The organism is Streptomyces sp. CC224B (genome assembly GCF_030010595.1).
Classification (GTDB): domain Bacteria; phylum Actinomycetota; class Actinomycetes; order Streptomycetales; family Streptomycetaceae; genus Streptomyces; species Streptomyces longispororuber.
Window position 1 is genome coordinate 26,548 of record NZ_JASCXL010000008.1, and the last position, 24,391, is coordinate 50,938.

Consider the following 24,391-nt stretch of genomic DNA (forward strand, 5'->3'; position numbering starts at 1 on the left):
TCAAGCCGATGCACGCCATCGAGCCGTTTCACGTCATCGACACGACGACCTTCCGGGTACCCGTGAAGGCCTGTCTGCCGTGCAGGACGGACATGTTGTCGACGATGAGGAGGTCACCCTCCTGCCAGGGCTCGGCGTGGCGGTGGGCGCGGTGGGCGGCGCGTACCTCGGCCAGGTCCTCGTCGGTGAGGGGTTCCCCGTCGGCGTACGTCACCCAGTGGGGCAGGTCGGCGTGGCTGTCGACGAGGGAGAGCAGGGTCTCGGCGTCGTCGGCGGGCAGGTTGGAGGGGTGCCACTGGTCGGCCTGGTTGAACCAGGTGTCGCGGCCGGTGCGCGGGTTCTTGCGCAGTCCGGGGCGGTGCTGGCGGACGCGCAGGCCGCCGTCGCCGGTCCACTCGTAGTCGGCTTCGGAGGCGGTGAGGAACTCCTCGACCACTGTCCTGTCGTCGGTCTCGAAGGTGGCCTGCCAGGACTTGCCGAGGCCGAAGCCGCCGTGCAGGTGCTGGTGGTAGACGACGCCGGAGGCGAAGCGGTCGCGGACGCGCGGTGACAGGGCGGTCAGCAGGGCCTCGCCGTCGCACACGGGGGTGGCGCCGCCGGTGTCGGGGGCGTCGAGGCAGCAGAAGTAGAGGCGGGTGGGCCAGCGGTGGGCGTAGCTCATCTCGTTGTGCAGGGAGATGTCGTAGCGGGCCGGGTACTCGGTGGAGGTGAAGACGCCGTCGGAGACGGTGGCGCGCGGGGTGTTGCCGCCGCGGTAGCTGTCGATGAGGGAGGCGCCGAAGCGGGCGACGGCGCGGTGGAAGGCGTCGGCGCCGTCGATGCCGAGGCCGCGGACGAGGACGGCGCCGCAGGCGTCGACGAGGTCGTCGGCGCGGGCTCGGACGGCGTCGGAGGGGGCGCCGTCGGTGTGCAGGACGGCGAGGGTGGTGCCGCCGGTGGTACGGCGTTCGTCACGCATGGTGGGATGCCTCCTCGGGGGCCGGCTCGGCCGTGAGGGCGACGGGCAGGCCGCTGTAGCCGTGGACGAAGTTGGAGTAGAGGCGCTGGGCGGGGCCGCGCAGCGCGACGGCGGCGACCTGGTCGCGCAGGGCCTCGACCATCGCGCCGACATGGACGCGGCCGAGGAACGCGCCGAGGCAGAAGTGCGGCCCGTGGCCGAAGACGACGTGTTTGTTGGGGCTGCGGCCCACGTCGAAGGTGTGCGGGTCGGTGAAGACGGCTTCGTCGAAGTTGGCGGAGGTGTTCCACAGGGTGACGACGTCGCCCGCTCTGATGACCTGGCCGCGCAGGGGCACGTCGGTCAGGGCGCGGCGGCCGAAGTGCATGGCGGGGGTGGTCCAGCGCAGGATCTCCTCGGTGGCGCTGTCGACGGTGACCTCGCCGGCCTTGAGGCGCCGCCACTGCTCGGGGTTCTCGGCGAGGGCGATGAGGCCGCCGACGAGGGACATGCGGGTGGACTCGTCGCCGCCGAGGATGAGGCTGTAGCAGTTGAAGACGATCTCGTCCTCGGTGAGGGGCGCGCCGTCGACGGTGGCGGTGGCCAGGACGCTGATGACGTCGTCGCCGGGGTTCTTCCGGCGCTGCGCGGCGAGTTCGCTGAGGTACATGAGGATCTCGTTGCGGGCCATGAGGGATTCGAGTTCGCTGTCGTCGCTGTCGTGGCGGGACAGGGTGCGGGTGTTCCACTCGACGAGCTGGGGGCGGTCGGCCTCGGGGATGGCCATGAGGTCGCCCATGGTGTGGATGGGGACGTGGTCGGCGACGTCGGCGGCGAAGTCGACGTCGCCCGCGCGCAGGGCGCGGGCGACGAGGTCGCGGGTGTGGCGGTGGACGCCGTCGACGACGGGCTGCAGGACGCGGGGCGCGAACGACTTGAGCATGAGGTTGCGGATCGCGCGGTGGCGGGGCCCGTCGGTGACGGCGAGCATCTTGCCCGCGGCGGAGTCGCCGCCCTGGAGGAGGGTGGCGAGGACGTTGCCCTTCTCCGAGGTGAACCGCTTGTTGTCGCGGTAGACGGCGACGGCGTCCTCGTAGCGGGAGACGACCCAGAAGCCGGGGGTGCCGCCGGTGGGCGGGTGCCAGTGGACGGGGCTCTGCTCGCGGAAGGCGCGCCACAGGGCGTGGGGGTCCACGTCGTGGAAGGTGCGGGGGTCGGTGAGGTCGACGGCGCGCGGGTCGGGCGGCGCCAGGAGGGCTTCGGTGGTCATGGGGTGGGTTTCCTTTCGGGAGCCGCCGTGCGGGGCCGGTGCGGGCCGGGGGCCGGTGCGAGCGGGGGCCCGGTGCGGGCGGGGGGCCGCCGTACGGCAGCCGCCCGGCCGCGGGGCCGCCGTACGGCGCCGGGGTGTGTCAGGAGCCCGCCGTGCGGAACCGGCGCAGGCTCACCGCGGTGCAGGTGGCGAGGAGGACGCCCAGGGTCACGGCGACGACGGCCAGGGGGTGCTGCCCGGGGAAGCCGCCGCCGGTGGTGGCGGGGTTGCCCCACAGGTCGCGGCAGGAGGCGATGACGGCGCTGACGGGGTTCCACTCGGCGACGGGCCGGACGGCGGCGGGCATGGACTGCGGCGCGAGGAACGCGCTGGACAGGAACGGCAGCACGATGACGATGAACGGGGCGACGACGCTGATGGTCTCCACGCTGCGCAGGGTCATGGCGAGCAGGACGCCCAGCCACAGCATCGCGTAGAGGAACAGGGCGACGAGGCCGAATCCGGCGAGGGTGGGCCAGAGGCCGGTGTGCGAGCGCCAGCCGAGGGCGAGGCCCGCGCCCGCGGTGACGGCGAGGGCGACGAGGCCGACGAGGAGGTCGGCGACGGTGTAGCCGACCGGTACGGCGGATCTGCTGATGGGCAGGGAGCGGAACCGGTCGACGAGGCCGCCCTGGAGGTCCATGGCGATCGACACGGCGGTCGGTCCGACGCAGGCGAGGCCGACCTGGACGGCGCCGCCCGCGAACACGTACTCGGTGTACTCGCCTCCGGCGGGCAGGGTGATGGCGTCGCGGAACAGGAAGCCGAGCAGCACCAGGGAGACCAGCGGGTTGAGGACGATGCCGATGGCGCGGCCGGGTGCCCGGCGCAGGCGGCGCAGGCGGCGGCCGGCGACGGCGAGGACCTCGGTGAGGACCGCCCGGGCGGTGCCGGCCGCTCCCGGGGTGCCGGGGGCGGGGGCCCCGGCGTGTCCGCCGGGGCCGTCGGCGCGGTGGGTGCGGCCGGGGTCCGCGTAGGTGGCGGTCATGAAGCGGGCCGCCCGTCGCGGGTGCCGTACCGGGCGTCGTGGCGGTCGAGTTCGGCCGCGACGAGCGGGCCGATCTCGGCGAGCGGGCCCGGGTCGAGCATGTCGTCGTGGGCGCAGGCGACGCGGTGCACCGTGATCTCGCCGGTGCGGTACGGCTCCCAGAGGCGTTCCTTGTCGGTGACGTCGCCCCAGGGTGAGTGTTCGGCGAGGAAGAGCTGCATCCGGCCGTCGAAGCCGCCCGGGGTGTAGTCGGGGATGATCGCCTGGTGGCGGGCCATGAGCTGGAGCATGCGGCCCATGCGGTCCTCGCCGAGCCGGGCGAGGGGGTTGCCGTCGCGCCGGAGGGCGTCGATGACGTCGCCGGGGGTGAGGTCCCGGTCGCCGACGGCGGCGGGGTCGTGTCCGATGCCTTCCAGGAACCAGGCGAGCATGTTCTGTTCGCCGCCGCGGGTGTCGGCGACGCCGACGCGGGGGTACGCGTCGAGGTTGGCCACGAGGCCCACCTCGTCGCCCGCCGCCCGGAGTTGTACGGCGATCTCGTACGCGATGAGTCCGCCGAAGGACCAGCCGAACAGGTGGTAGGGGCCGTGGGGGCGGACGCCCTTGATGAGCCGGACGTAGGCGGCGCCGATGTCCTCGATGCTCATCGGCAGCTCCGCTCCGGCGACGACGGCGGGGGCCTGGATGCCGTAGACGGGGTGGTCGGGGCCGATGTACCGGGTGAGGGGCAGGTACGACAGGGCGAGGCCGACGCCGCTGTGCAGGCAGAACACGGGGGGCCTGGAGCCGGTGGCGCGCAGCGGCAGGACGGTCGCGAAGGGGTCGGTGTCGGAGGCGTCGGATGCGGCGGTGGTGGCGGTGGCCTTGGTGGGGGCGGGCGCGCGCCGGGTGTCCAGGTGGTCGATGGCCTCGGCGACGATGCGCGTACGGCCGTGGGCGGCCGCCTGGGCGCGCTCCGGCTCGGGCTCCGGCTCGGGCTCGGGCTCGGGCTTGAGGGTGGCCGCCAGGGCCCGCACCGTCTGGTGGGCGAAGACGTCGGCGATGCTGAGGTCGAGCCCGGCCTTGCGGGCCTGGCTGACGAGCCGCAGCGACTTCATGCTGTCCATGCCGGACGGCGCCTCGAAGAAGTTGTCCTCGGCGTCGAAGCCGTCCACGCCGAGGAGCTGGGCGACGATGCCGCACAGGGTCCGCTCGGCCGGGTCGTGGACGGCGGAGGTGGCGGGGGCGGCCGGGGCGGGTGTCTCGGGCGCCGGGGCCGGTGCGGCCTCGGCGGGGGGCGCGTCCGCGTCCCGCAGGGTGCCGTCGGCGTCGCGCCGGACGCGCCGCCCGGTGCGGACCATCCGCGCCCCGGCGGGCCCGTGGGGGTCGGCGACGAAGTGGGCGGCGCTCGCGCCGGGCCGGGCCGCGAAGCCGCGGGCGACCGCGGCCCCGGCGACGTACAGCTCGCCGGTGCCGCCCGGGGGCACGGGGTGCAGCCAGTCGTCGAGGACGTGGTGGCGGGTGTTCCAGGCGGTGGCGTCCGGCCGGTAGGTCTCCGGGGGCAGGAACAGGGCCCCGGCGCTGTCCGCTGCGGTCGTGGCCCCCTCCGCCGCGAAGGCCTGCGCCGCGAGGGCCTGGGCGGTGTGGTTGGCCGCCGAGGCGTGGGGGACGACGACGGCGCCGGGGCGGCCGGTGGCGTCCTCGGTGCGGATCAGGTACGCGGCGTGCGCGCCGCGCAGGGGTGCGGTCCGGTCGGCGTCCGTGAGGGGGGCCGCCGGGTGGGCGGCCACGTCCGGGGCGTCCCACACCAGCGTGTCGACGCCGGTGGCGCGGAGCCTGCCGGCGAGTCCGGCGGTGGTCAGCACGCACAGTGGGCGCGCCGCGGCGAACAGCGCTTTGACGCGGGCCGTGGGCTCGTCGGCGGCGACGGGCAGGCAGGCCGCGCCCGCCCTGAGCACGGCGAGGGTGGCGACGGCCCGGTCGGCGGGCCGGGGCACGGCGAGGGCGACGACCTGCTCGGGTCCGGCGCCCGCGGCGACGAGGCGGCGCGCCAGCCGGTTGGCGCGGGCGTCGAGGCCGTCGGGCAGGCCGGTGCCGGGGGCGGCCGCGAGGAGGGCGGGGAGGGTGTCCGCGGGCAGCGGGTGCTCGGGGCCCGCGGCGGCGCGCAGGGCCCGGGCGCGCTCCTCGTCGCTGAGCAGGGCCAGGCCGCTGAGGCGGATGTCGGGGTCGGCGGCGACGGCGCGCAGGATCTGCCGGAACTGGCGGACCATGCGCTCGGCGGTGTGCCGCTCGTACAGGTCGGTGCTGAAGGTGAGCAGTCCGCGCAGGCCCTCGTGTCCGGGCCAGGCGACGACTTCGAGGAGCAGGTCGAGCTTGGCGTGGTCGGAGCCGACGTACTCGGGGGTGACCGTCAGGCCCGGCAGGCGCAGTGCGGTGACGCCTTCGGTGCGGACGCCGAGGCCGATCTGGAACAGCGGGTTGCGGCTGAGGCTGCGGGTCGGCTTGAGGGCGTCGACGACCTGGTCGAAGGCCACGTCCTGGTGGGCGTAGGCGGCGAGGTCGGTCTCGCGGAGCCGGTCGAGGAGTTCGCGGAAGGTGGGGTCGCCGCTGGTGTCGCCGCGCAGCACCAGGGAGTTGATGAACATGCCGACCAGGTCGTTGAGGGCCTCGTCGGCGCGGCCGGCGACGGAGATGCCGAGGGGGATGTCGGTGCCCGCGCCGAGCCGGGTGAGCAGCGCGGACAGGGCGGCCTGGTGGACGATGAAGTCGGTGGTGCCGGTGGTGCGGGCGAGTTCGGTGAGCCGGTCGGCGAGGGCGGGTTCGATGTCGAAGAGGACGACGTCGCCGCGGGAGGCGCTGACGTCGGGGCGCGGGTGGTCCGTGGGCAGGTCGAGCTCCTCGGGCAGGCCCGCGAGGGCGTCCCGCCAGAAGGCGAGCTGCCGGGCGGCGAGGCTGTCCTCGTCGGCCTCGTCGCCGAGCAGGTCGCGCTGCCACGCGGCGTAGTCGGCGTAGGAGACCGGCAGCGGGGTCCAGCGCGGGGCGTGGCCGGCGGCGCGGGCGCGGTAGGCGGTGGCGAGGTCGTTCTGGAGGGGGTCGATGGACCAGCCGTCGAAGACGATGTGGTGCAGGACGAGCAGCAGGACGCAGGTGTCCGCCCCGGCGGGGAAGAGCCGGGCGCGCACGGGGAGTTCGGTGGTGAGGTCGAAGCCCCGGTCGCCCTCGGCGGCGAGGGCGGCGGCGAGGTTGTTCTCGGGGACGGGGACGGCCTTCAGGTGCGGGCCGCCGGCCGCGGCGTCCAGGAGGGTGGGGGTGGGGACGCCGTCGGTCTCGGGGATGAGGGTGCGCAGCACCTCGTGCCGCTCGGCGACGTCGGTGAGGGCGGCCTGCAGGGCGGCGGTGTCGAGGCGTCCGGTGACGCGGAAGGCGAGGAGCGTGTTGTACGAGCCGTCGTCGCGGCCCTGGCGGCGGTTGAGGAACCACTGCCTGCGCTGGCCGGCCGACAGGGTGGGCGCGGTGCCCTGGGGCGCGGGGGTGAGCGGCGGGCGGGCCTGGGCGGCGGCTTCGACGTGTCCGGCGAGGGCGGCGACGGTGCGGGCGTCGAACAGGGCGCGGATGGGCAGTTCCACGCCGAGGGCCGAGCGGGCCCGGCCGACGAGGCGGGTGGCGAGCAGGGAGTGGCCGCCGATCTCGAAGAAGTCGTCGTCGACGGAGACGTGTTCGCGGCCGAGGATGTCGGCGAAGAGGCCGCACAGGATGTCCTCGGTGAGGGTGCGCGGGGCGCGGCCGCGGGTGGCGGTCCCCCACTCGGGGTCGGGCAGGGCGGCCCGGTCGAGCTTGCCCTGGGGGGTGGTGGGCAGGGCGTCGAGGGCGACGACGGCGGAGGGGACCATGTACTCGGGCAGGGTCCGGGCGAGCCGGTCGCGCAGGACGGCGGTGGCCGCCGCGTCGAGGACGGTGCCGGTGCCCTTGTCGGCACCCGTACCCGTGCCAGTACCAGTGTCCGTACCGGTGCCGGTGCCGGTGTTCGTGGGGGGCGTCGCCACGACGTACGACACCAGCCTGCGCTCCCCGGCCTCGTCCTGGCGGACGACGGTGACGGCCTGGTCGACGCCGGGCGCGGCGAGCAGCGCGGAGGAGATCTCGCCGAGTTCGACGCGGATGCCGCGGAGCTGGACCTGGTCGTCGACGCGGTCGAGGTAGTCGAGTTCGCCGCTGGGCAGCCAGCGGACCAGGTCGCCGGTGCGGTACATGCGCTCGCCCGCGGGCCCGTAGGGGTCGGCGACGAAGCGTTCGGCGGTCAGGGCGGGCCGGGCGAGGTAGCCGCGGGCGAGGCCGCCGCCGACGTACAGCTCGCCGGGGACGCCGGGGGGTGTGGGGCGCAGGTCGCGGTCCAGGACGTACACGCGGTGGGCGTTGGTGGGGCGGCCGATGGGCGGGCGGCCGGAGGGGGTGAGGGGGCCGCTGACGGTGCAGCCGACGACGGCCTCGGTGGGGCCGTAGCCGTTGTACATCCTGACGGATCCGGCCCAGCGCTCGACGACTTCGGCGGGTACGGCCTCGCCGGTGCCGACGAGGCGCAGGTCGGCGGGGAGGGTGGCGTCCTCGGGCAGGGCGCCGAGGACGACGGGCGGCAGCGCGACGAGGTTGACGCGCCGGTTGTTGATCAGGTCGACGAGGGGCCGTCCGGGGGTGCGGCACTCCTCGTCGGCGATGACGAGGGTGCCGCCGGGCAGCAGCGCCAGCATGATGCCGAAGACGGACGCGTCGAAGCTGAACGACGCGAACTGCAGGACGCGGGTGTCGGCGTCGAGTTCGAAGCGGTCGCTGAGGCTGCCGACCATGTCCAGGAGCCCGTCGTGGGCCACGACGACGCCCTTGGGGCGGCCGGTGGAGCCGGAGGTGTAGATGACGTACGCCGGGTGCCGGGGCAGCAGCGGGGCCGTGCGGTCGGTGTCGGTGAGGTCGGTGGCGGGCAGCGCGGTGAGGCGGCCGGTGGTCTCGGGGGTGTCGAGGAGGAGGACGTGGGCGTCGCCGGGGTCGGGCAGGCCCTGGGGGCGGGCGGCGGTCGCGGTGTCGGTGACGAGGACGGCGGGGCGCGCGTCCTGGAGCATGTACGCGACCCGGTCGGCGGGGTACTCGGTGTCGACCGGCAGGTAGGAGGCACCGGCCTTGAGGGCGGCGAGGGCGGCGACGACGATGTCCGGGGTGCGCGGCAGCATCACGGCGACGGCCTGCTCGGGGCCGACGCCGTGATCGGCGAGGAGCCGGGCCAGCCGGTTGGCGCGGGCGTTGAGGTCGGCGTACGTGACTTCCTGGTCGCCGAGGACGACGGCGGCCTTGGCGGGGGTCTCGGCGGCCCGTGCCTGGAAGACGTCGCCGGCCAGGCCGGGGCGCGCGGGCCGGGTGCCGGTGCTGCCGGACCAGTCGGCGAGGACCTGGCGCAGCTCGTCCTCGCCGAGGGCGTCGAGGCGGCCGAGGGTGGTGCCGGGGGCGGCGGCGAGCTGTTCGAGGACGCGGGTGAAGCGGCGGACGAAGGCGGCGGTCTCGTCGGCGGTGAAGATGTCCGGCCGGTACTGGGCCTCCAGGCGCATCCGGTGGCCGTCGGTGGGGAACACGCCGAGCGCCAGCGGGTACTCGGCGACGACGCGGGCGGTCCAGGCGCGGGTGGCCAGGCCGGGGACGTGGTTGCCGAGGGTGTCGAGGGCGCCGGAGGGGTAGTTGTGGAAGCTGACCACGGTGTCGAAGAGCTCGCCGACGCCCGCGCCCTGCTGCACCTCGGCGAGGCCGAGGTGCTGGTGCGGGGCGAGGGTGAGCTGGCGGTCCTGGAGGTCGGTGAGCATCGCCTCGAAGGGCAGGGACGGGTCGAGGGTGACGCGCACCGGCAGGGTGTGCATGAAGGCGCCGACGATGCGCTCGGCGTCGGGCAGGTCGGCGGGGCGCCCGGACGCCACCGCGCCGAAGGTGACGTCGCGCCGTCCGGTGAGCCGGCCGAGGGCGACGGCCCAGCAGCCCTGCATGACGGTGTTCAGGGTCAGGCCGCGCTGGTGGGCCCACGCGGAGACGGCGGCGGTGAGCTTCTCGGGCAGGTCGGCGGTGAGGGTCTCGGGCAGCACGGACACGCGGGGGCGGTCGGCGGGGCCGAGGCGGGTGGGTTCGTCGAGGCCCGCGAGGTCCTTCTGCCAGGCCTCGCGGGCGGCGTCCTCGTCCTGGGCGGCGGCCCACTCCAGGTAGGTGCGGACGGGGGCGACGGCGGGCAGGGCGGAGGTGTCGGCGCCGTTGCCCCAGAGGGTGACCAGCTCACCGGCGAGGACGGCGGACAGGGACCAGCCGTCGACGAGGAGGTGGTGGGTGGTCCAGACGACGCGGTGCCGGCCGCCGGGGGCGCGGTGGACGGTGAAGCGGGTCAGCGGCCCCCGGGTGACGTCGAAGCGGCGCAGCCACTCCTCGTCGGTGCGGCGGGCCAGTTCGGCGTCGACGCGGCCGGGGTCGAGGTGGGTGAGGTCGACCTCCTCCCACGGCACCTGGACGGCGCCGGGGACGAGCTGGACGGGGTCGCCCGTGTCGCGGTCGCGGAAGCGGGCGCGCAGCGCCGGGTGGCGGTTGACGAGCGCGGTGGCGGCGGCGCGCAGCGCGGCCGGGTCGAGGGGGCCGTCCACGTCGAGGACGACCTGGAGGGTGTAGGCGTCCATGCCGTGGCGGTCGAACTCGGCCTGGAACAGCAGGCCGCGCTGGAGCGGTGACAGCGGCAGAACGTCATCGAGGGTGCCGAGGGTGCCGCCGTCCGCGCGGGCGAACTCGGCCTCATAGGCTTCGATCTCGGCCTGACCGATGGTGACGAGGGGGAACTCCGAGGGGGTGCGGCCGCCCGCGCCGGGCCGTTCCGCGTGCGCGGCGAGGGCGTCGAGGGCGCGGAACCAGCCCTCGGCGAGGTTCCGTACGTCGTCCTCGGTGAGCAGGTCGCCGGCCCAGGTCCACTGGGCGACGAGGACGGGTCCTTCGGGGCGGTCCTCGGTGAGGGAGGCGAGTTCCACGGCGTGCCGCAGCGGGGTGTCGGGGGCGGCGCTCTGGCCGAAGGTGCCCGCGCGCATGTGCCAGTCGCCGTGGTCGCCGACGGTGAAGCGGCCCAGGTAGTTGAAGCCGAGGCGGGGCACGGGGGTGCGGGCGAGGGCGGTGGCGGTCTGGGGGTTGAGGTGGCGCAGCAGGCCGTGGCCGAGGCCGTGGTCGGGCAGGGCGCGCAGGGTCTCCTTGACGTGTTTGAGGACGGCGGCGCAGGCGGGTCCCGCGGCGTGGACGTCGGCACGGGCGGTGCCGTCGAGGGCGCTCAGGTCGAGGCCGACGGGGTAGACGCTGGTGAACCAGCCGACGGTGCGGGACAGGTCGGCGGCCTCGGTGGCACCCCCGGCCGGGTCGGTGAGCTGTTCGCGGCCGTGGCCCTCCAGTTCGACGACGGCTCGGCGGGCGGTGCCGCCGTGGTGCCGGTCGCGGTCGGCGAGGGCGAGCGCGAGGCCGGTCAGGAGCACGTCGTTGACTTCGGCGCGGAAGGCGTCGGGGAGGCGGGTGAGCAGGGCCCGGGTGCGGTCGGCGGGGAGTTCGAGGCGGAGGGTGCGGGCGGTGGCGTAGGTGTCGCGGGCCGGGTCGACGGGGCGGTCGCCGAGCGCGGCCGTGTCGGCGCCGGGCATGCCGCAGGAGGCGGTCTGGCGCTGCCACAGCGGGAGTTCGCGGACGCGGTGGGCGGTGCGGGCCTGGGCGGACAGCATCGTGGCCCAGGTGCGGTAGGAGGTGGCGACGGGGTCGAGGCGCGGCTCGCGGCCCGCGGCGAGCGCCTCGTACGCGGCCTGGAGGTCGGGCAGCAGGATGCGCCAGGAGACGCCGTCGACGACGAGGTGGTGCAGGACGAGCAGCAGCTCGCGCACGCCCGGGGCGCCGTGGAGCACCGCCTGGACCATGAGGCCGTCCTCGGGGCGCAGCCGGGCGCGGGCGGAGGCGACCAGCTCGTCCAGGGGGGCGTCGGCGGCCTCGGTGACCACGTCGGCGGCGTGTACGGCGCCCGGGGGCAGGGTCCGCGGGGACCACAGGCCCGCGACGGGTTCGGTGAGGCGCAGGCGCAGCGCGTCGTGCCGGTCGAGCACGGCCTGGACGGCGCGGGTCAGGAGGCCGGGGTCCACGTCGGCGGGCACGGTCACGGTGGCGTACTGGCTGAACTCGCGGGCGGCGGCGGGCAGGTGGAAGACCTCTTCGCGGAACTGGTCCGCGATGGGCGTGAGTTCGACCTCGCCGACGCCGTCGTCCGCCGGGGTGTGCGCGGTCGCGGCGCGCCGGGCGACGGTGGCGAGCCCGGCGGGGGTGCGGTGCTTGAAGACGTCGCGGGCGGTGAGGACGAGCCCGGCGCGGCGGGCCTTGCCGACGACCTGGAGGGAGCTGATGCTGTCGCCGCCGAGGGCGAAGAAGTTGTCGTCGGGGGCCACGCCGGGCAGGCCGAGGACCTCGGCGAGGACGCCGCACAGGACGCGCTCCTCCTCGGTGCGCGCCACCGGGCCCGGGGCGCCGGGCGTGCCGGTGCCGGTGTCCCAGGCGGGCGCGGGCAGCGCCTTGCGGTCGACCTTGCCGTGGGCGGTGAGGGGCAGCCTCTCCAGGGGCAGGAACACGGACGGCACGAGGGCGGCGGGCAGCCGCGCGGCCAGGTGGGCGCGCAGGGCGGTGGTGTCCAGGGCCGGGGTCCCGGCCGTGACGGCCGCCGCGGCTCCTGTGACCGCCCCCGGGTCTACCGGGCTCGCCGGGCCCCCCGGGGCTGCCGGGTCTGCGACGACGTACGCCACGAGCCGCTGCTGGCCGGAGGGGTCGGTGGCGGCCGCGGCGACCGCGTCCGTGACGCCGGGGGCCGCCCGCAGCGCCGTCTCGACCTCGCCCAGCTCGATGCGCTGGCCGCGGATCTTGACCTGGTGGTCGCGGCGGCCCACGAAGGCGAGCTGCCCGTCGGGGCGCAGCACGACCTGGTCGCCGGTGCGGTACATGCGCGAGCCGTCGGCGGCGGCCGGGTCGGGCACGAACGTGGTGGCGGTGCGCCCGGCGTCGCCCAGGTAGCCGCGGCCCACGCCCCGCCCGGCGATGTACAGCTCCCCGGGGACGCCGCGCGGCACCGGCCTGAGGTCGTCGCCGAGGACGTACAGGCGGGTGTTGCGCAGCGGGCGGCCGATGGGGACGACGGGGGCGTCGAGGTCTTCGGGGGTGGCGGCGTAGGCGTGCGTGACGTCGTCGGAGCACTCGGTGGGGCCGTAGAGGTTGGCCAGCGGGATGCCGGGGTGGCGGGCGAACCAGCGGCGGCACAGGTCGGCGGGGAGCGCCTCCCCGTTGGAGATCATCCAGCGCAGGGCGGGCAGTGCGGGCGCGGTGCCGGCCGCGTCCCACAGGTCGAGTGCGGCGCGCATCAGGGACGGTACGACTTCGAGGAGGGTGAGCCGCTCCTCGCCGATGACGCGGAACAGCACGTCGGGGTCGGCGATGTCGAGGCGGTCGACGGCCCGGACCCGGCCGCCGACCAGGCGCGTGGTGAGGGTCTGCCAGACGGTGACGTCGAAGGTGACGGGCGCGTTGTGGACGAGCGTGTCCGCGCGCGTGACGGCGAACTCCTCGACCTTGGCGAGCAGGTGGTTGACCATGCCGCCGCGCTGCACCATGGCGCCCTTGGGGCGGCCGGTGGAGCCGGAGGTGTAGATGACGTACGCCAGGTCGAGGGGGCCGCCGAGGACGGGGGCGAGGGCGTCGGGGGCGTCGCACGCGCCGTCGAGGACGTGCACGGGCGGCGGCGCGGCGGCCGGGTCCGCCGCGGCGTGGGCGGCGGCGCGCTCGGCGAGGGCGTGGTGGCGCGGCTGGGTGAGGACGCAGCCCGCGCCGCTGTCGGCGAGGAGGGCGGCCAGGCGGGGCAGCGGGGCGCCGGGGTCGAGGGGGATGAAGGCGCGGCCGGCGCCGAGCGCGGCGAGTTCGGCGGTGACGAAGTCGCGGCCGGGTTCGGTGAGGATCGCCACCGGGCCGCTGCCGCCCGCAAGGCGGCGGGACAGGGCGCTGGCGCGGCCGACGAGCCCGGCGTAGTCGAGGCTGCCGCCGCTGTCGGTGACGGCCACCGCGCCGGGGGTCTCGGCGGCGCGGTCGCGGACGCGCTCGACGACGCCCCGGTAGGGCGTGGGGCGGTCGGCGCCGGTCAGGTCGGCGTCGCTCTCGCCGGGCGCGGCGACGTCCAGGGCGGCGGCGGGGGTGTCGGGGGCGGTGGTGAGGAAGCGGTCGAGGAAGCCGGTGAAGCGGTCGAGGTGGCCGCGGACCTCGGCGGCCGTGTAGCGGGCCTCGTTGCCGCTGACGTCGACGGCGATGCCCGCGCCGCCCCTGTCGACGACGGTGAACTCCAGGTCGTCGACCAGGCCCGGGGACGGGGTGTGGAGGGTGGCGGACGCGGTGCCGATGGTGAGGTCGTCGGCGAGCGGCAGGAAGTTCACGTACGGCCCGAACGGCCTGCGGTCGTCGCTGGTGAGGCCCATGGCGCGGCGGATGCTGCTGGTGCGGTGGCGCTGGTGCCTGAGGCCCTGCGACAGCGCCCGGTAGGCGTCGGCGAGGAGGTCGGCGCGGGTGGCGTCGGGGCGCACGGGCAGGCGCAGCGGCAGGATGCTGACGGCGACGCCGGGGACGTTGCGCGTGGCGCCGCCCGCGCGGGCGGTGACCGGCAGGGACAGCAGGACGTCGTCGGTGGCGGCCATCCGGCCGGTGTAGGCGCCGAGCGCGGCGGTGAACACGGTCTGCCAGGTGACGCGGGCCTCCCAGGCGAGCGTGCGCAGCCGTGCCGCGGTGGCGTCGGGCAGGACGGCGGTCTCGCGCAGGAAGGTCTGCGCGGGCGGCGCGTCGTGCGCGGCGAGGGTGAGCGGCTCGGGGGCGCCCGCGGTCTGCCGCTCCCAGTAGGCGCGGTCGCGGGCGGCGCGCGGTGAGCCGGTGTAGGCGGCCTCGGCGTCGAGGAGGGCGCGCAGCGGGGGGAAGGCCCCGTCGTCGAGGGGGGTGCCGGCGAGCAGCGCGTCGTGGATGTCGGCGAGGCGCCGCCACAGCAGGGTGACGCTGTAGCCGTCGGCGACCAGGTGGTGGCTGACGAGGCTGAAGAAGGCCCGGTCGGTGCCGAGCGTGTACAGGGCCGCGCGGAACAGCGGGACGCGGGGGGCGGCGGCGATGTCGAAGGCGGTGCGCAGGTCCCGCTGGATCGCGGCGCGGGCGGCGGCCCCGGGGTCTTTTCCGGTGCGGACGTCGGTGACGGTCAGCGGCAGGTGCGGCAGCGGCTCCACGTACTGCCGTGGCGCCCCGTCGGGCCCGGCGTCGGTGAAGCGGGTGCGCAGGCACTCGGCTTCCGTGACGAGCCGTTCCAGGGCCGTGCGGAACAGGCCGTGGTCCAGGGGTCCGCGTATGTCCCAGTAGGCGGCGGTGTTGTAGAGGGCGCCGCCGCCGGAGAGCTGCTCGTCGAACCAGATGTCCTTCTGCCCGTCCGTGAGCGGGAGGCCGGCGGGCGGCGTCGGTATGTGGTCCGTCGAATTCTGGGTCATAGCAATCCCCTTGCGAAGGTCACTGATGTCACGCCGTCGATCGTCGGAGACGGCCGCTGACAGCGGGCTGATGCCGGTCTGACAGGGGGGCCGGCGGTGGCGTGGGCAGGAGCGCGGCGAAGGCGTCGAGCCGGTCGAGGCCGAAGCAGCGCAGGTGGTCGTGGACGAAGAAGGGCACGCTGAACACCCCGTCGGCGCAGGCGTCGAGGAGGGCTTGGATGCCGTCGGCGCGCGGCGCCGGGGCGTCGGCGGCGTCCGCCAGCGGGGCGGGGTCGAGGCCGAGTTCGCGGCCGACGCGGGCGACGACGGCGCGGTCGCACAGGTCGAGTCCGCGGGTGAAGGTGGCGCGGAAGGCGGCCTGGAGGAAGTCGGGGCCGCGGCCGAGGCGGGCGGCGGCGAGGTAGGCGAGGTGCGGGACCTCCCAGACCCGGTCGTCGCCGGGGGGCCGGTCCGGGAAGGGGAACCAGCCGCCCCGGTCGGCGACGAGCCGGGCGGTGAGCGGGTCGGGGTCGAAGAACGGCACCCACTCCATGCGCGCGGCCAGCTCCGGGTGGCGGGCCGCGGTCTCCTGCCAGGCGAGCCAGGAGAAGGGGCTGCGGAAGGAGAAGTAGCAGCGGGGCAGGGTTCGTACGGGGGCTGCGGGCGCGGATGGCGCGGAGGCGGCGGACGGGGACGGCGCGGGGATTGCGGACGGGGACGGCGCAGGGGTTGTCGGCGGGGACGGCGCAGGGGTCGCGGGCGCGGACAGCGCGGGGGTCGCGGGCGCGGGGGTCGCGGGCCCGGACGGCGCAGGGGCTGCGGGCGCGGACGGCGCGGGGGCTGCGGGCCCGGACGGCGCAGGGGCTGCGAGCCCGGACGGCGCAGGGGCTGCGAGCCCGGACGGCGCAGGAGTTGCTGACGCGGACGGCACGGTGTCCCCGTCCTCAGACGACGAGTCCGCCGTCCACGCCGAAGACCTGGCCGGTGATGTACGAGGCCCGGTCGGAGGCGAGGAAGGACACGAGGTCGGCGACCTCCTGGGGCCGGCCGAAGCGGCCGAGGGGGATGCGCGCGGTCATGTCGCGTACGTAGTCGTCGGCGAGCCCGGACAGCATGTCGGTGACGATGAAGCCGGGCGCGACGGCGTTGGCGCGGATGCCGTAGCGGCCCGACTCCTTGGCGAGGGCCTTGGTGAAGCCGATGATCCCGGCCTTGGTGGCCGAGTAGTTGGTCTGCGTGGCGTTGCCGTACACGCCGGCGACGGACGACAGGGTGACCACCGAGCCGGCGCGGCGCTTCATCATGGCGAACACGGCGGCCTTGCACAGGTGGTAGGTGCCGTCGAGGTTGACGCGGACGACCTCCTCCCACTCCTCCGGCGGCATCAGGACCAGCGGGTTGTCACGGACGATGCCCGCGCAGGACACGACGGTGTCCAGCGGCCCGAGGTCCCGTTCGGTGCCGCGGACGAAGTCGCGTACCGCGTCGTGGTCGGAGACGTCGGCGCGCGCGGTGTGCACGCGCGCCCCGGTGGCCGCCGCCTCCTCGGCGACGGCGTCGGCGGCCTCCTTGTTCGCCTGGTAGCAGAAGGCGACGTCGTAGCCGTCCTGGGCCAGGCGCAGGACGACGTGGCGGCCTATGCCCCGGGAGCCCCCGGTCACGAGGGCCACGCGGCGGCGGTGTCCGGTGGGTCCGGCGGCTTCGGGCATGGGCGTCTCCTTGGGTCGGTCGGCGGTGGGGCCGGTCCGGCGGGGGTGCTCCGGCGCGGTCGGCGGTGGGACCGGCCCCGGGGGCGGTGCGGTGCGGGCGGTCAGCCGCCGAGCAGGGCGCAGCCGACGGTGCCGTCCCGGTCGACGCCGGTGACCAGGGCCGCCTCGCCGGGGCCGAGGCCCTGGGGTCCGGCCGCCGCGAGCACGGCGGCGAGCTGCAGGCCGGTGGCGGCGGCCGAGGTGTCGCCGAGCAGGGCGCTGACGCGGACCCACTCGGGCTGGGCGGTGCCGAGCACGTCGCCGAGGGCGAACCGCTCCTGTTCGGCGAGCGCGCCGCCGGTGCCGAGGGGGGCGACGACGCGGACGGCGGCCGGGGTCACGTCGGCGGACTTGAAGGCGTCGCGGACGCAGTCGGCGACCGCCTGCCGGACCCCGTCGGGGGTGGCGCAGGCGCGGAAGCGGGTGGCGAGGACGTGGGCGAGCGGGGCGCGTCCCGCGGCGCGCGCGGCGTCGGGGGGCTCGGCGAGGAAGACGGCGCCGCCCTCGCCGAGGGGGGTGGTCCCCCCGTCCTCGCCGCGGCCGTGCCACTCCAGCCAGGCGCGCTGGGTGGAGTACTCCTCGGCGGCGCCGCACAGGACCCGCGCGCAGTGCCCGCCGCGGTACAGGCGGCCGGCGTAGGCGAGGGCGAGCAGGCCGGTCAGGGCGCCCCCGGCGACGGTGGTGTTGGGGCCCTTGATGCCGTGCCGGATGGCGCTCTGCCCGGTGGCGCGGTTCATGACGGTGCCGGGGAAACGGGCGGGGTCGACGTGGTAGGGGCGTTCGCCGGTCAGGGAGTCGCGGGTGAAGTCCATGATGCTCTGGACGCTGCCGGAGCCGGTGCCGAGGACCAGGCCGACGTCCTCGGGCCGGTCGGTGAGGCCGGTGCCGCACTGTGCGATCAGGCGGCCCACGGCGGTGACGGCGATCGCCGTCTCCCGGTCCATGGTGCGGGTGCCCTTCTTGCCGACGTACGTGGCGGCGCTGAAGTCGGGGATGACGGCGCCGTGCGTGAAGGGGCCCGGGTGGGTGGCGCGGTCGAGGGCGGTGAGCGCGGTGCGGCCCGCGGTGACGCCGGCGCGGAACGGCTCGCTGCCGACGCCGTAGGGGGTGACCGCCGACCAGGCGGTGAGGGCGAGCCGGGTCATCACGCGGCCTCCTGGTAGCGGCCGAGGATCAGCACGGCGTTGTTGCCCGCGAAGGCGAGCGCGTTGTTCTGCACCACGTCGAGCCGGGCGGGCCGCGCCTCGTTGGGGACGCAGTCCAGGCCGCACTCGGGGTCGGTCTCACCGTGGTTGACGGTGGGCGGGATGAAGCCCTCGGTGAGGGCGAGGGCGCAGGCGGCGGAGGCGAGCGCGCTGGCCGCCCCCATGGAGTGGCCGATCATCGACTTGATGGAGACGGTGGGCGGCGGGTCGGCGAAGACCTGCCGGATGGCGCCGGTCTCGGTGACGTCGTTGGCGCGGGTGCCGGTGCCGTGCGCGGAGATGAAGTCGACGTCCTCCGGTTTCACCCCGGCGTTGCGGTGCGCGACCTCCATGCACCGGGCCAGGGAGTCCCGGTCGGGGGCGACCGGGTGGTGGGCGTCGCAGTTGAGGCCGTAGCCGAGGACCTCGGCGTAGATCCGGGCGCCGCGGGCCAGGGCGGAGTCCAGGCTCTCCATGAGGAGGATGCCGGCGCCCTCGCCGGTGAGGATGCCCTTGCGGTCCTTGTCGAAGGGCTGGCACACCTCGGGGGCGACGGTGCCGAGCCGGTAGAAGCCGACGAAGTTCTTGCGGCACACCGCGTCGGCGCCGCCGCACAGGGCGACGTCGACGTCGCCGTCGCGCAGGGCGTCGAAGCCGTTGCCGATGGCGTAGTTCCCGGCCGCGCAGGCGGTGGGGATGGTGAGCGCCTCGACGTCGGTGAGGCCGAGCTCCCGGACGACACCGGTGGAGAGCCGGCCCGCCTGGGCCCGCCGGGCGAGCACCGGGTCGAGGTGTTCGGGCCCCTCGGCGAGCTGCTGCTCGGTGAGCGCGTCCAGGTCGCGCGTCTCGGCGTCGGTCGTGCCGACGGAGACGAGGGCCCGGCGGGACCGGAGCTCGGTCTCGCTCAGCCCGGCGTCGGCGACGGCCATGACGGCCGCCGCGACGGCGAACTGGGTGGCGCGGCCGAGCCCTTCGGGGTCGGCGTGGCGGATCCACCGCGACGGCTCGAAGTCGTCGACCTCGCAGCCGTTGGCGTGGGCGAAGCCCGTGGTGTCGAAGCCGGTGAGGGGCTTGACGCCGGAGCGGCCCGAGCGGAGTCCGTCGAGAAAGGCGGGCACCCCGAGCCCGATGCTGGTGACCGTGCCGAGGCCGGTGATCACCACGCGGCGTGGTCGCTGCTGGCTGTCACGCACCGTGACCTCCCGTGGATTGGGGCTAGTTGGCGCGGGCGGCCCGGGCGGCCAGGGACTCGGAGACGACCGCGACGATGCCGTCGAGGTTGACCATGCGGGGCAGGTCGGCCTGGTCGATGTCGGTGCGGAAGGCCCGCTCGAGCTGGGAGAGGATCTCGATGGCGGCCATCGAGTCCGCGTCGTGGTCCTCTTTGAAGAGGGCCGTGTCGGTCAGGTCGTCCGGCTCGATCTCCAGGATGTCGCAGACGATGGTCTTGATCTTCGCGCGGTCGGCGGCCGCGGTCTCATGGGCTGTGGTCATGCCGTCGATGCTGGCGGGCGGCCGCTGACAGGTGGCTGATTTCCGTCTGACGGGGGGTGTCCGCGAGGCGGTCCGGGCGGTACGAGGCCACACGGCACGGGCCGCTTCCCGTACGGGACTTGACCGCCTGCCGTACGGGAATCGCCCGCCTGCCGTACGGGACCTGCCGGTCGCGCGCGGGGCGTGCGGGGCGCCGTCGTACGAGCCCCGGACAGGCGGGAGTCCCTGGACGGGTGCTCCGGTCCAGGGACTGCCGCGGGTGCCGCCGGTGGGGCCGGCCGTCAGGCGGACGGCACGGCGGGCGGGGTGAAGCCGTTCAACTCCAGGAAGTCACGCGGATGTTCCACGATCCAGTGCCAGTAGCCGGGCACCGTGCGGGCGTACTCGCCGTAGTACTGCCGTACGGTGTCGACGAGCTTGCGCAGCGTCTCGCGCGGCACGGCGCCGCTGCGCCACACCAGCAGCATCTCGACCCGCTCGGGCCCCACCAGCGGCACCAGCCGCACGTCGGAGGTGGCGCCGGTGGGCGGGGTGAGCGCGGCGACGCCGAGGTCGCGGACCCAGTTCATGGCCTCGCGGTGGCCGTCGACGCGGTGCAGGACCTCCACGTCCTGCTGCTGGTCGAAGGCGCTGAACAGGCGCTTCTCGATGGCGTGGAACCAGTGGTCCTGGGAGTAGCGGACCCAGCCGAGCGTGGCGAGGTCGGCGGGGTCCAGGCGGTGCCGCCCGGCCAGCGGGTGCTGCAACGGCAGGGCCAGCCACACCGGTTCGCGCACGATCAGCATCTTGCCGAGGGCGGGCTCGGGCCCCTCGGCGGCCTCGGCGACGGTGCTGCTCGGCACCAGGGCGGCGGTGAGGGTGCCGCTCCGTACGCCCTCGACGGCGGTCGCCGGGGTCATCGTGATGGTCTGCAGCTCCACGGCGGGCAGCGCGGACTGCAGGGCTTCGCGCAGGGTCGGAGGGGTCCACTCCATGTTGCCGAAGCGGAGCGGACCCGAGGTGGGCGCGGCCGCGGCGGCCATCACGTCGTCGGCGCGCTTGACCAGGTCGGCCAGCATCGGAATGAGCCGTTCCCCAAGTGCCGTACGGGTGACGCCGGCACGGGAGCGGACGAACAGGTCACCGCCCACGGCCCTTTCGATCCTGCGTAACTGTGCGGTGAGACTGGGCTGCGGCAGATTGAGCTCACCGGCCCCTTTGGAAATACTTCCGGCCATGTCGATCGTGGCCACGATCCGCGCGTGGCGCAGCTCTATGTCCAAGTCCCCGTAACCCCCTGAAGGCAAATCCCCCGAACGCCTCACGGAAGTTGTTGAAGACGTACACGTGAACTGAAACCACCGCATGCGAGACGCCCAAGAACCTTAACCAGGCAGGCCCGTACTGTCCACAGGACTGTCCCTTAACAGGCGTACGGCGTAAGGAACGTGGCGGCCATCGGGAGATGTCCACCGAATTGCCTTTGAGGGTCATTCATCAGGATGTCGGCGCGAGATAAGCAAGTGTCTGCCGGGGCTCCCCGAGCTCCTCGTCCTGCTGGAGGATCGCCTGGTAGACGCGGTGCAGGGCGCGTCCGGGCTCCAGACCGAGGTCGCTGGCGAGGCGGCGGCGGGCGCCGTGGAAGACCTCGAGCGCCTCGGCCTGCCGCCCGTCACGGTAGAGGGCCAGCATCAGGAGTTCGCTGAGCCGCTCGCGCCCGGCGTGCTCGGTGGCGAGCTGGCGCAGCTCGGTCACCGAGACCCGGTGCGCCTCCACGGCCAGCTTGGCCGCGGTCAGGTCCTCGTACGCGGTGATCCTGCGCTCCTCGAGCTGGGCGGCGCTGATCCGGCAGCGCAGGCCCTCGCAGGCGTCCATCAGGGCGGGGCCGCGCCACAGGGCGAGCGCCTGCTCCAGGCGCTCGATGGCGGCGGCCGGGTCGCGGTGGACCAGGTCGGCGCCCGCGTCCGCGAGCTTGAGGAAGCGGTGGGCGTCCACCGTCTCCGGCGGCACGTCGAGGAGATATCCGCTGCCGACGGTGCGGATGAGGTCGCCGCCCTTGATTCCGGTGATGGATTCCAGGTATTTGCGCAGCCGGCCCACATTGGCGTGCAGCGCGTTCCGCGCATTCGCCATCCGGCGCTCTCCCCAGAGTTCGTCGACGAGCTGGTCCGACGCAATGGGCTCGCGCGGCGTCAGGGCCAGCACGGTGAGTACGGCGCTCACCCGCTTCGACGCCATCGCGTACTGCTTGCTCTCGTGCGTCAGGAAAACTGAGCCAAGGATTTGAATCTCCACGGTGCCGGACCCCCGTCGTCGTCCGTCTACTGGTGACTCTCATCGTGCCCCGGTGCGCCCGGCCCCGGGAAATACCATCCGGCGGGCCCGGGGACGCGGAGGTGGTATGGCCCGACCCGTGACACGGTGGTGCGGACGCCGGACCGGCGGGGGATGTCCGGTCCGGCGCCCGCGCTCGGGGCGGCCGCGGCTACCGCGTACGGGCCGTGGCGGCGGGGGTCTCCGCGTGGCCGGTGGGATGGGGGGCGGTGTCCGCCGCGAGGCTCGTGGCCACGGGGGCCGCCGGGGTCGCGGTGACCTCCGGGGTGCCGGGGGCTGCCGGGGTCGCGGGGGCCGCCGGGGTGCCGGTGGGCGTCGGCGCCTGCGCGGTCGCCTTCCGCTCGGCCGCCGCCCGGCGCAGCTTCGTGGACGGCCACCAACTGGCCCTGCCGAGCAGGACCATGGCGGAGGGCAGGATGAGGATGCGGATGACGAACGCGTCGAGCAGGACGGCCACGGCGAGGCTGAAGCCGATCTGCTTCATCTCCGCGAGGTGCAGGAAGACGAAGGTGGAGAACACCGTCACCATGACGACGGCCGCGCTGGTGACGACCTTCGCGGACTTGGCGAGCCCGTCCATCACGGCCTCGCGCGTGGGCATACCGGTGAGCGCGGCCTCCCGGATGCGGCTGACGACGAAGACCTGGTAGTCCATCGACAGGCCGAAGAGGATCACGAACAGGAACAGCGGGACGCGGGAGCCGATCTCGCTGGTGGCCCCGTGCTCGAAGCCGAAGAGGGTGGAGGCGAGGCCCCACTGGAAGAAGACGACGAGGACACCGAAGGCGGCGGCCACGGAGAGCAGGTTGAGCAGCACGCCGATCAGGCCGAGCACCACGGACCCGAAGACCAGGACGGTCATCACGAACGTCACCAGGAGCAGGACCGCGAGGATCAGCGGCAGCTTCTCGTTCTGGTTGTCCAGGTAGTCGCGGTCCACGGCGATGGGCCCGTCGACGCCGTACTCGGCGCCCTCGACCGTGCCGAGGGTGGCGGGCAGGTAGTCGTCGCGCAGGTGGTCCAGGGAGGCCTTGGCCTGCGGCGAGCTGAGCTTGTACGGCACGCGCAGGGTGAGCAGGCTGGTCCGGCCGTCCGCGGAGGTGCGCAGCTCCCGCGGGGTCCTGGCGAACGCCGGGTCGCGGCCCGCCTTGTCGGCGAGGGCGTCGAGCGCCGCCGCGACCTGCCGCTCCTGCCCGGCCTCGGCGCGTACGACGACCCAGTGCTCGGCCCGCAGGTGGGGGAAGGCGTCGTTGAGGCGGTCGTAGGCGCGCATCTCGGGGATCTGGCGGGAGTGCGTGTCCTTGTTCAGGACGCGCAGGTCCATGCCGAGCGCGGGGGCGGCGAGGCCGAGCATGACCAGGACCGACAGGATCAGCGTGGCGGCGGGGCGCCGCTGGGCGGGCTTGAGCAGGGCGGCCCAGACGCGGCCGTTCTTCTCCGGGGTGCGGCGCCTGAGCTTCTTGCCGCGCTCGGTGGCGCGCCGCGCCTTGCGGTCCATGCGCCGGCCGATGGTGACGAGGAGCGCGGGCAGCACCGTGACGGAGCTGATCATGGCGACGAACACCACGATGATGGTGCCGGTGGCCAGGGTGGAGAAGATGACGTCGTCGGCGAGGAAGAGGGTGGCGGTGGAGACGATGACGGCGAGGGCGGAGACGACGACCGCGCGTCCCGAGGTGGCCGCGGCGATCCCCACCAGGGCCTCCGGTAACAGGCGGCCGCCCGCGAGTTCCCGTTCCTCGCGTTCGCGCTTGAGGTAGAAGAGCGTGTAGTCGACGCCGACGGCCATGCCGATGAGCAGGATCATGTTCATCCCGAGGCCGGAGTCGGGCACGACGTGCGAGACGACCATCGACAGGCCCACGGCGCCCAGGATGGACGTGACCGCGAGCAGCAGCGGCACGCTGATCATCACCAGGGAGCCGAAGACGACGAGCAGGGTCACCAGGGTCACCGGCAAGGTGATGAGCTCGGACTTGGTGAGGTCCTTGCCGCGCTGCTTCTCCAGGCCGTACGTGACGGACGCGTCGCCGTTCTGCTCGACGACCAGGCCGGGGTGGGCCTCCTGCACCTCGGCGGTCTGCTCCAGGAGCGGCTCGACGTAGTCCTTGGCCTCGCGCTTGGTGCCCTTCATGGACACCTCGACGCGGAGCATCCTGCCGTTGTCGGAGAGGACCGGGTCGGCGACGCCGGTGACCTCGGGCAGCTTCTCCATGCGGGCGGTGACGTCCCGTGCCGCGGCGTCGGCGGCCTCGCGGTCCAGGGGGCCGGACTCGGTGTGGATCATCACGTGCTCGGCCGGGCGGTCCTGCACCTTCGCCTCGATGGCCAGGGCGAAGGCGCGGCCGGACTCGCCGACCTGGAAGTCGTCGTCGCCCGCCCGCTGGTTGCCGAGGGCGAGGCCGGCGGCCAGGCACAGGGCGACGAACACGAACCATCCTGCGATCGCCCGGCCGGGGTGTAACGCGCTCCAGTGCGCCGCCCTCAGGACGGTTGGCTGCTTCTTCACGGGGGCCAGCTCCTCACGCTCACGATGACCGTCGGCACGACGGCCGTCAGCCCGGTCCTTCAGGTGTAAGTCGAGGATTACAGGTGCCGGGAAGAAGCGTCAACAGTGCCTCCGGCTATGGCTGAATCCGCCCCTCCGCACCGTTTCCGTACGGCGCCCATATCAGGGTTCTCCCTTAGGGGATCCGTCGTTTCCCCTTAGGGGACCGGTTGCGGAAAGGCCTCGGCGGGCCGCTCTCTCTGCAGTTGTGGGGAGCCGTCACGGGAGGCCGAAAACGTCCGTCGGCGCGACGGAAAGGACCCGCCGGGCACACCGGAAAGGCTCGGCGCGCTCTCGGCACACAGCGGCCCGACCCTAGGATGTCGGCATTGCTCTGACAGGTCG

The 24,391-nt window shown here is 74.7% G+C and carries 12 protein-coding genes; all 12 read right to left on the reverse strand.

The window, feature by feature from the left end:
* Positions 1-28: 28 nt before the first annotated feature.
* The 12 genes from QK440_RS05135 to QK440_RS05190 all read right to left on the reverse strand — a co-directional run bounded on the left by QK440_RS05135 (position 29) and on the right by QK440_RS05190 (position 24,007).
* Positions 29-958, reverse strand: a complete 930-nt coding sequence (locus tag QK440_RS05135; RefSeq protein ID WP_282791749.1) for a TauD/TfdA family dioxygenase — start codon at positions 956-958, stop codon at positions 29-31.
* A complete protein-coding gene (locus tag QK440_RS05140; protein WP_282791750.1) occupies positions 951-2,207 on the reverse strand; it encodes a cytochrome P450 in 1,257 nt (418 codons plus the stop codon). Before QK440_RS05140 ends, QK440_RS05135 begins: the two co-directional genes overlap by 8 nt.
* A gap of 139 nt (positions 2,208-2,346) precedes the next feature.
* Positions 2,347-3,234: an ABC transporter permease gene (locus QK440_RS05145; protein WP_282791751.1), complete on the reverse strand. Its 888-nt coding sequence runs from the start codon at positions 3,232-3,234 to the stop codon at positions 2,347-2,349.
* Positions 3,231-14,780, reverse strand: coding sequence for a non-ribosomal peptide synthetase (locus QK440_RS05150; protein WP_282791752.1), 11,550 nt, complete (start codon positions 14,778-14,780; stop codon positions 3,231-3,233). Before QK440_RS05150 ends, QK440_RS05145 begins: the two co-directional genes overlap by 4 nt.
* A gap of 28 nt (positions 14,781-14,808) precedes the next feature.
* Positions 14,809-15,312 carry a DsbA family protein gene (locus tag QK440_RS05155; protein WP_282791753.1) on the reverse strand — a complete coding sequence of 168 codons (504 nt, stop codon included), beginning with the start codon at positions 15,310-15,312 and terminating at the stop codon, positions 14,809-14,811.
* 391 nt (positions 15,313-15,703) lie between these two features.
* Complete coding sequence (gene fabG / locus QK440_RS05160) at positions 15,704-16,468, reverse strand: 3-oxoacyl-[acyl-carrier-protein] reductase (RefSeq protein WP_282791754.1); 765 nt, start codon at positions 16,466-16,468, stop codon at positions 15,704-15,706.
* Positions 16,469-16,569: 101 nt separating this feature from the next.
* Entirely contained in the window at positions 16,570-17,652 is a 1,083-nt protein-coding gene (locus QK440_RS05165) for a beta-ketoacyl synthase N-terminal-like domain-containing protein (protein WP_282791755.1), read from the reverse strand.
* Entirely contained in the window at positions 17,652-18,884 is a 1,233-nt protein-coding gene (locus QK440_RS05170) for a beta-ketoacyl-[acyl-carrier-protein] synthase family protein (RefSeq protein ID WP_282791756.1), read from the reverse strand. The genes QK440_RS05165 and QK440_RS05170 overlap by 1 nt, the downstream gene beginning before the upstream one ends.
* Before the next feature lie 22 nt (positions 18,885-18,906).
* A complete protein-coding gene (locus QK440_RS05175) occupies positions 18,907-19,185 on the reverse strand; it encodes an acyl carrier protein (protein WP_282791757.1) in 279 nt (92 codons plus the stop codon).
* A 281-nt stretch (positions 19,186-19,466) separates the two neighbouring features.
* The gene (locus QK440_RS05180; protein ID WP_282791758.1) at positions 19,467-20,447 is read right to left on the reverse strand and encodes a LysR family transcriptional regulator; all 981 of its coding nucleotides are present in this window, start codon (positions 20,445-20,447) and stop codon (positions 19,467-19,469) included.
* Positions 20,448-20,661: 214 nt separating this feature from the next.
* A complete protein-coding gene (locus QK440_RS05185) occupies positions 20,662-21,459 on the reverse strand; it encodes a BTAD domain-containing putative transcriptional regulator (RefSeq protein WP_282791759.1) in 798 nt (265 codons plus the stop codon).
* Positions 21,460-21,649: 190 nt separating this feature from the next.
* Positions 21,650-24,007, reverse strand: coding sequence for an MMPL family transporter (locus QK440_RS05190; protein WP_282791760.1), 2,358 nt, complete (start codon positions 24,005-24,007; stop codon positions 21,650-21,652).
* Positions 24,008-24,391 lie beyond the last annotated feature (384 nt).

Excerpts from the sequence above, each read along its gene's own strand:
- QK440_RS05135 (WP_282791749.1), bottom strand. The coding sequence starts at position 958 with ATGCGTGACGAACGCCGTACCACCGGCGGCACCACCCTCGCCGTCCTG.
- QK440_RS05140 (WP_282791750.1), bottom strand. The coding sequence starts at position 2,207 with ATGACCACCGAAGCCCTCCTGGCGCCGCCCGACCCGCGCGCCGTCGAC.
- QK440_RS05145 (WP_282791751.1), bottom strand. The coding sequence starts at position 3,234 with ATGACCGCCACCTACGCGGACCCCGGCCGCACCCACCGCGCCGACGGC.
- QK440_RS05150 (WP_282791752.1), bottom strand. The coding sequence starts at position 14,780 with ATGACCCAGAATTCGACGGACCACATACCGACGCCGCCCGCCGGCCTC.
- QK440_RS05155 (WP_282791753.1), bottom strand. The coding sequence starts at position 15,312 with ATGGAGTGGGTGCCGTTCTTCGACCCCGACCCGCTCACCGCCCGGCTC.
- fabG (WP_282791754.1), bottom strand. The coding sequence starts at position 16,468 with ATGCCCGAAGCCGCCGGACCCACCGGACACCGCCGCCGCGTGGCCCTC.
- QK440_RS05165 (WP_282791755.1), bottom strand. The coding sequence starts at position 17,652 with ATGACCCGGCTCGCCCTCACCGCCTGGTCGGCGGTCACCCCCTACGGC.
- QK440_RS05175 (WP_282791757.1), bottom strand. The coding sequence starts at position 19,185 with ATGACCACAGCCCATGAGACCGCGGCCGCCGACCGCGCGAAGATCAAG.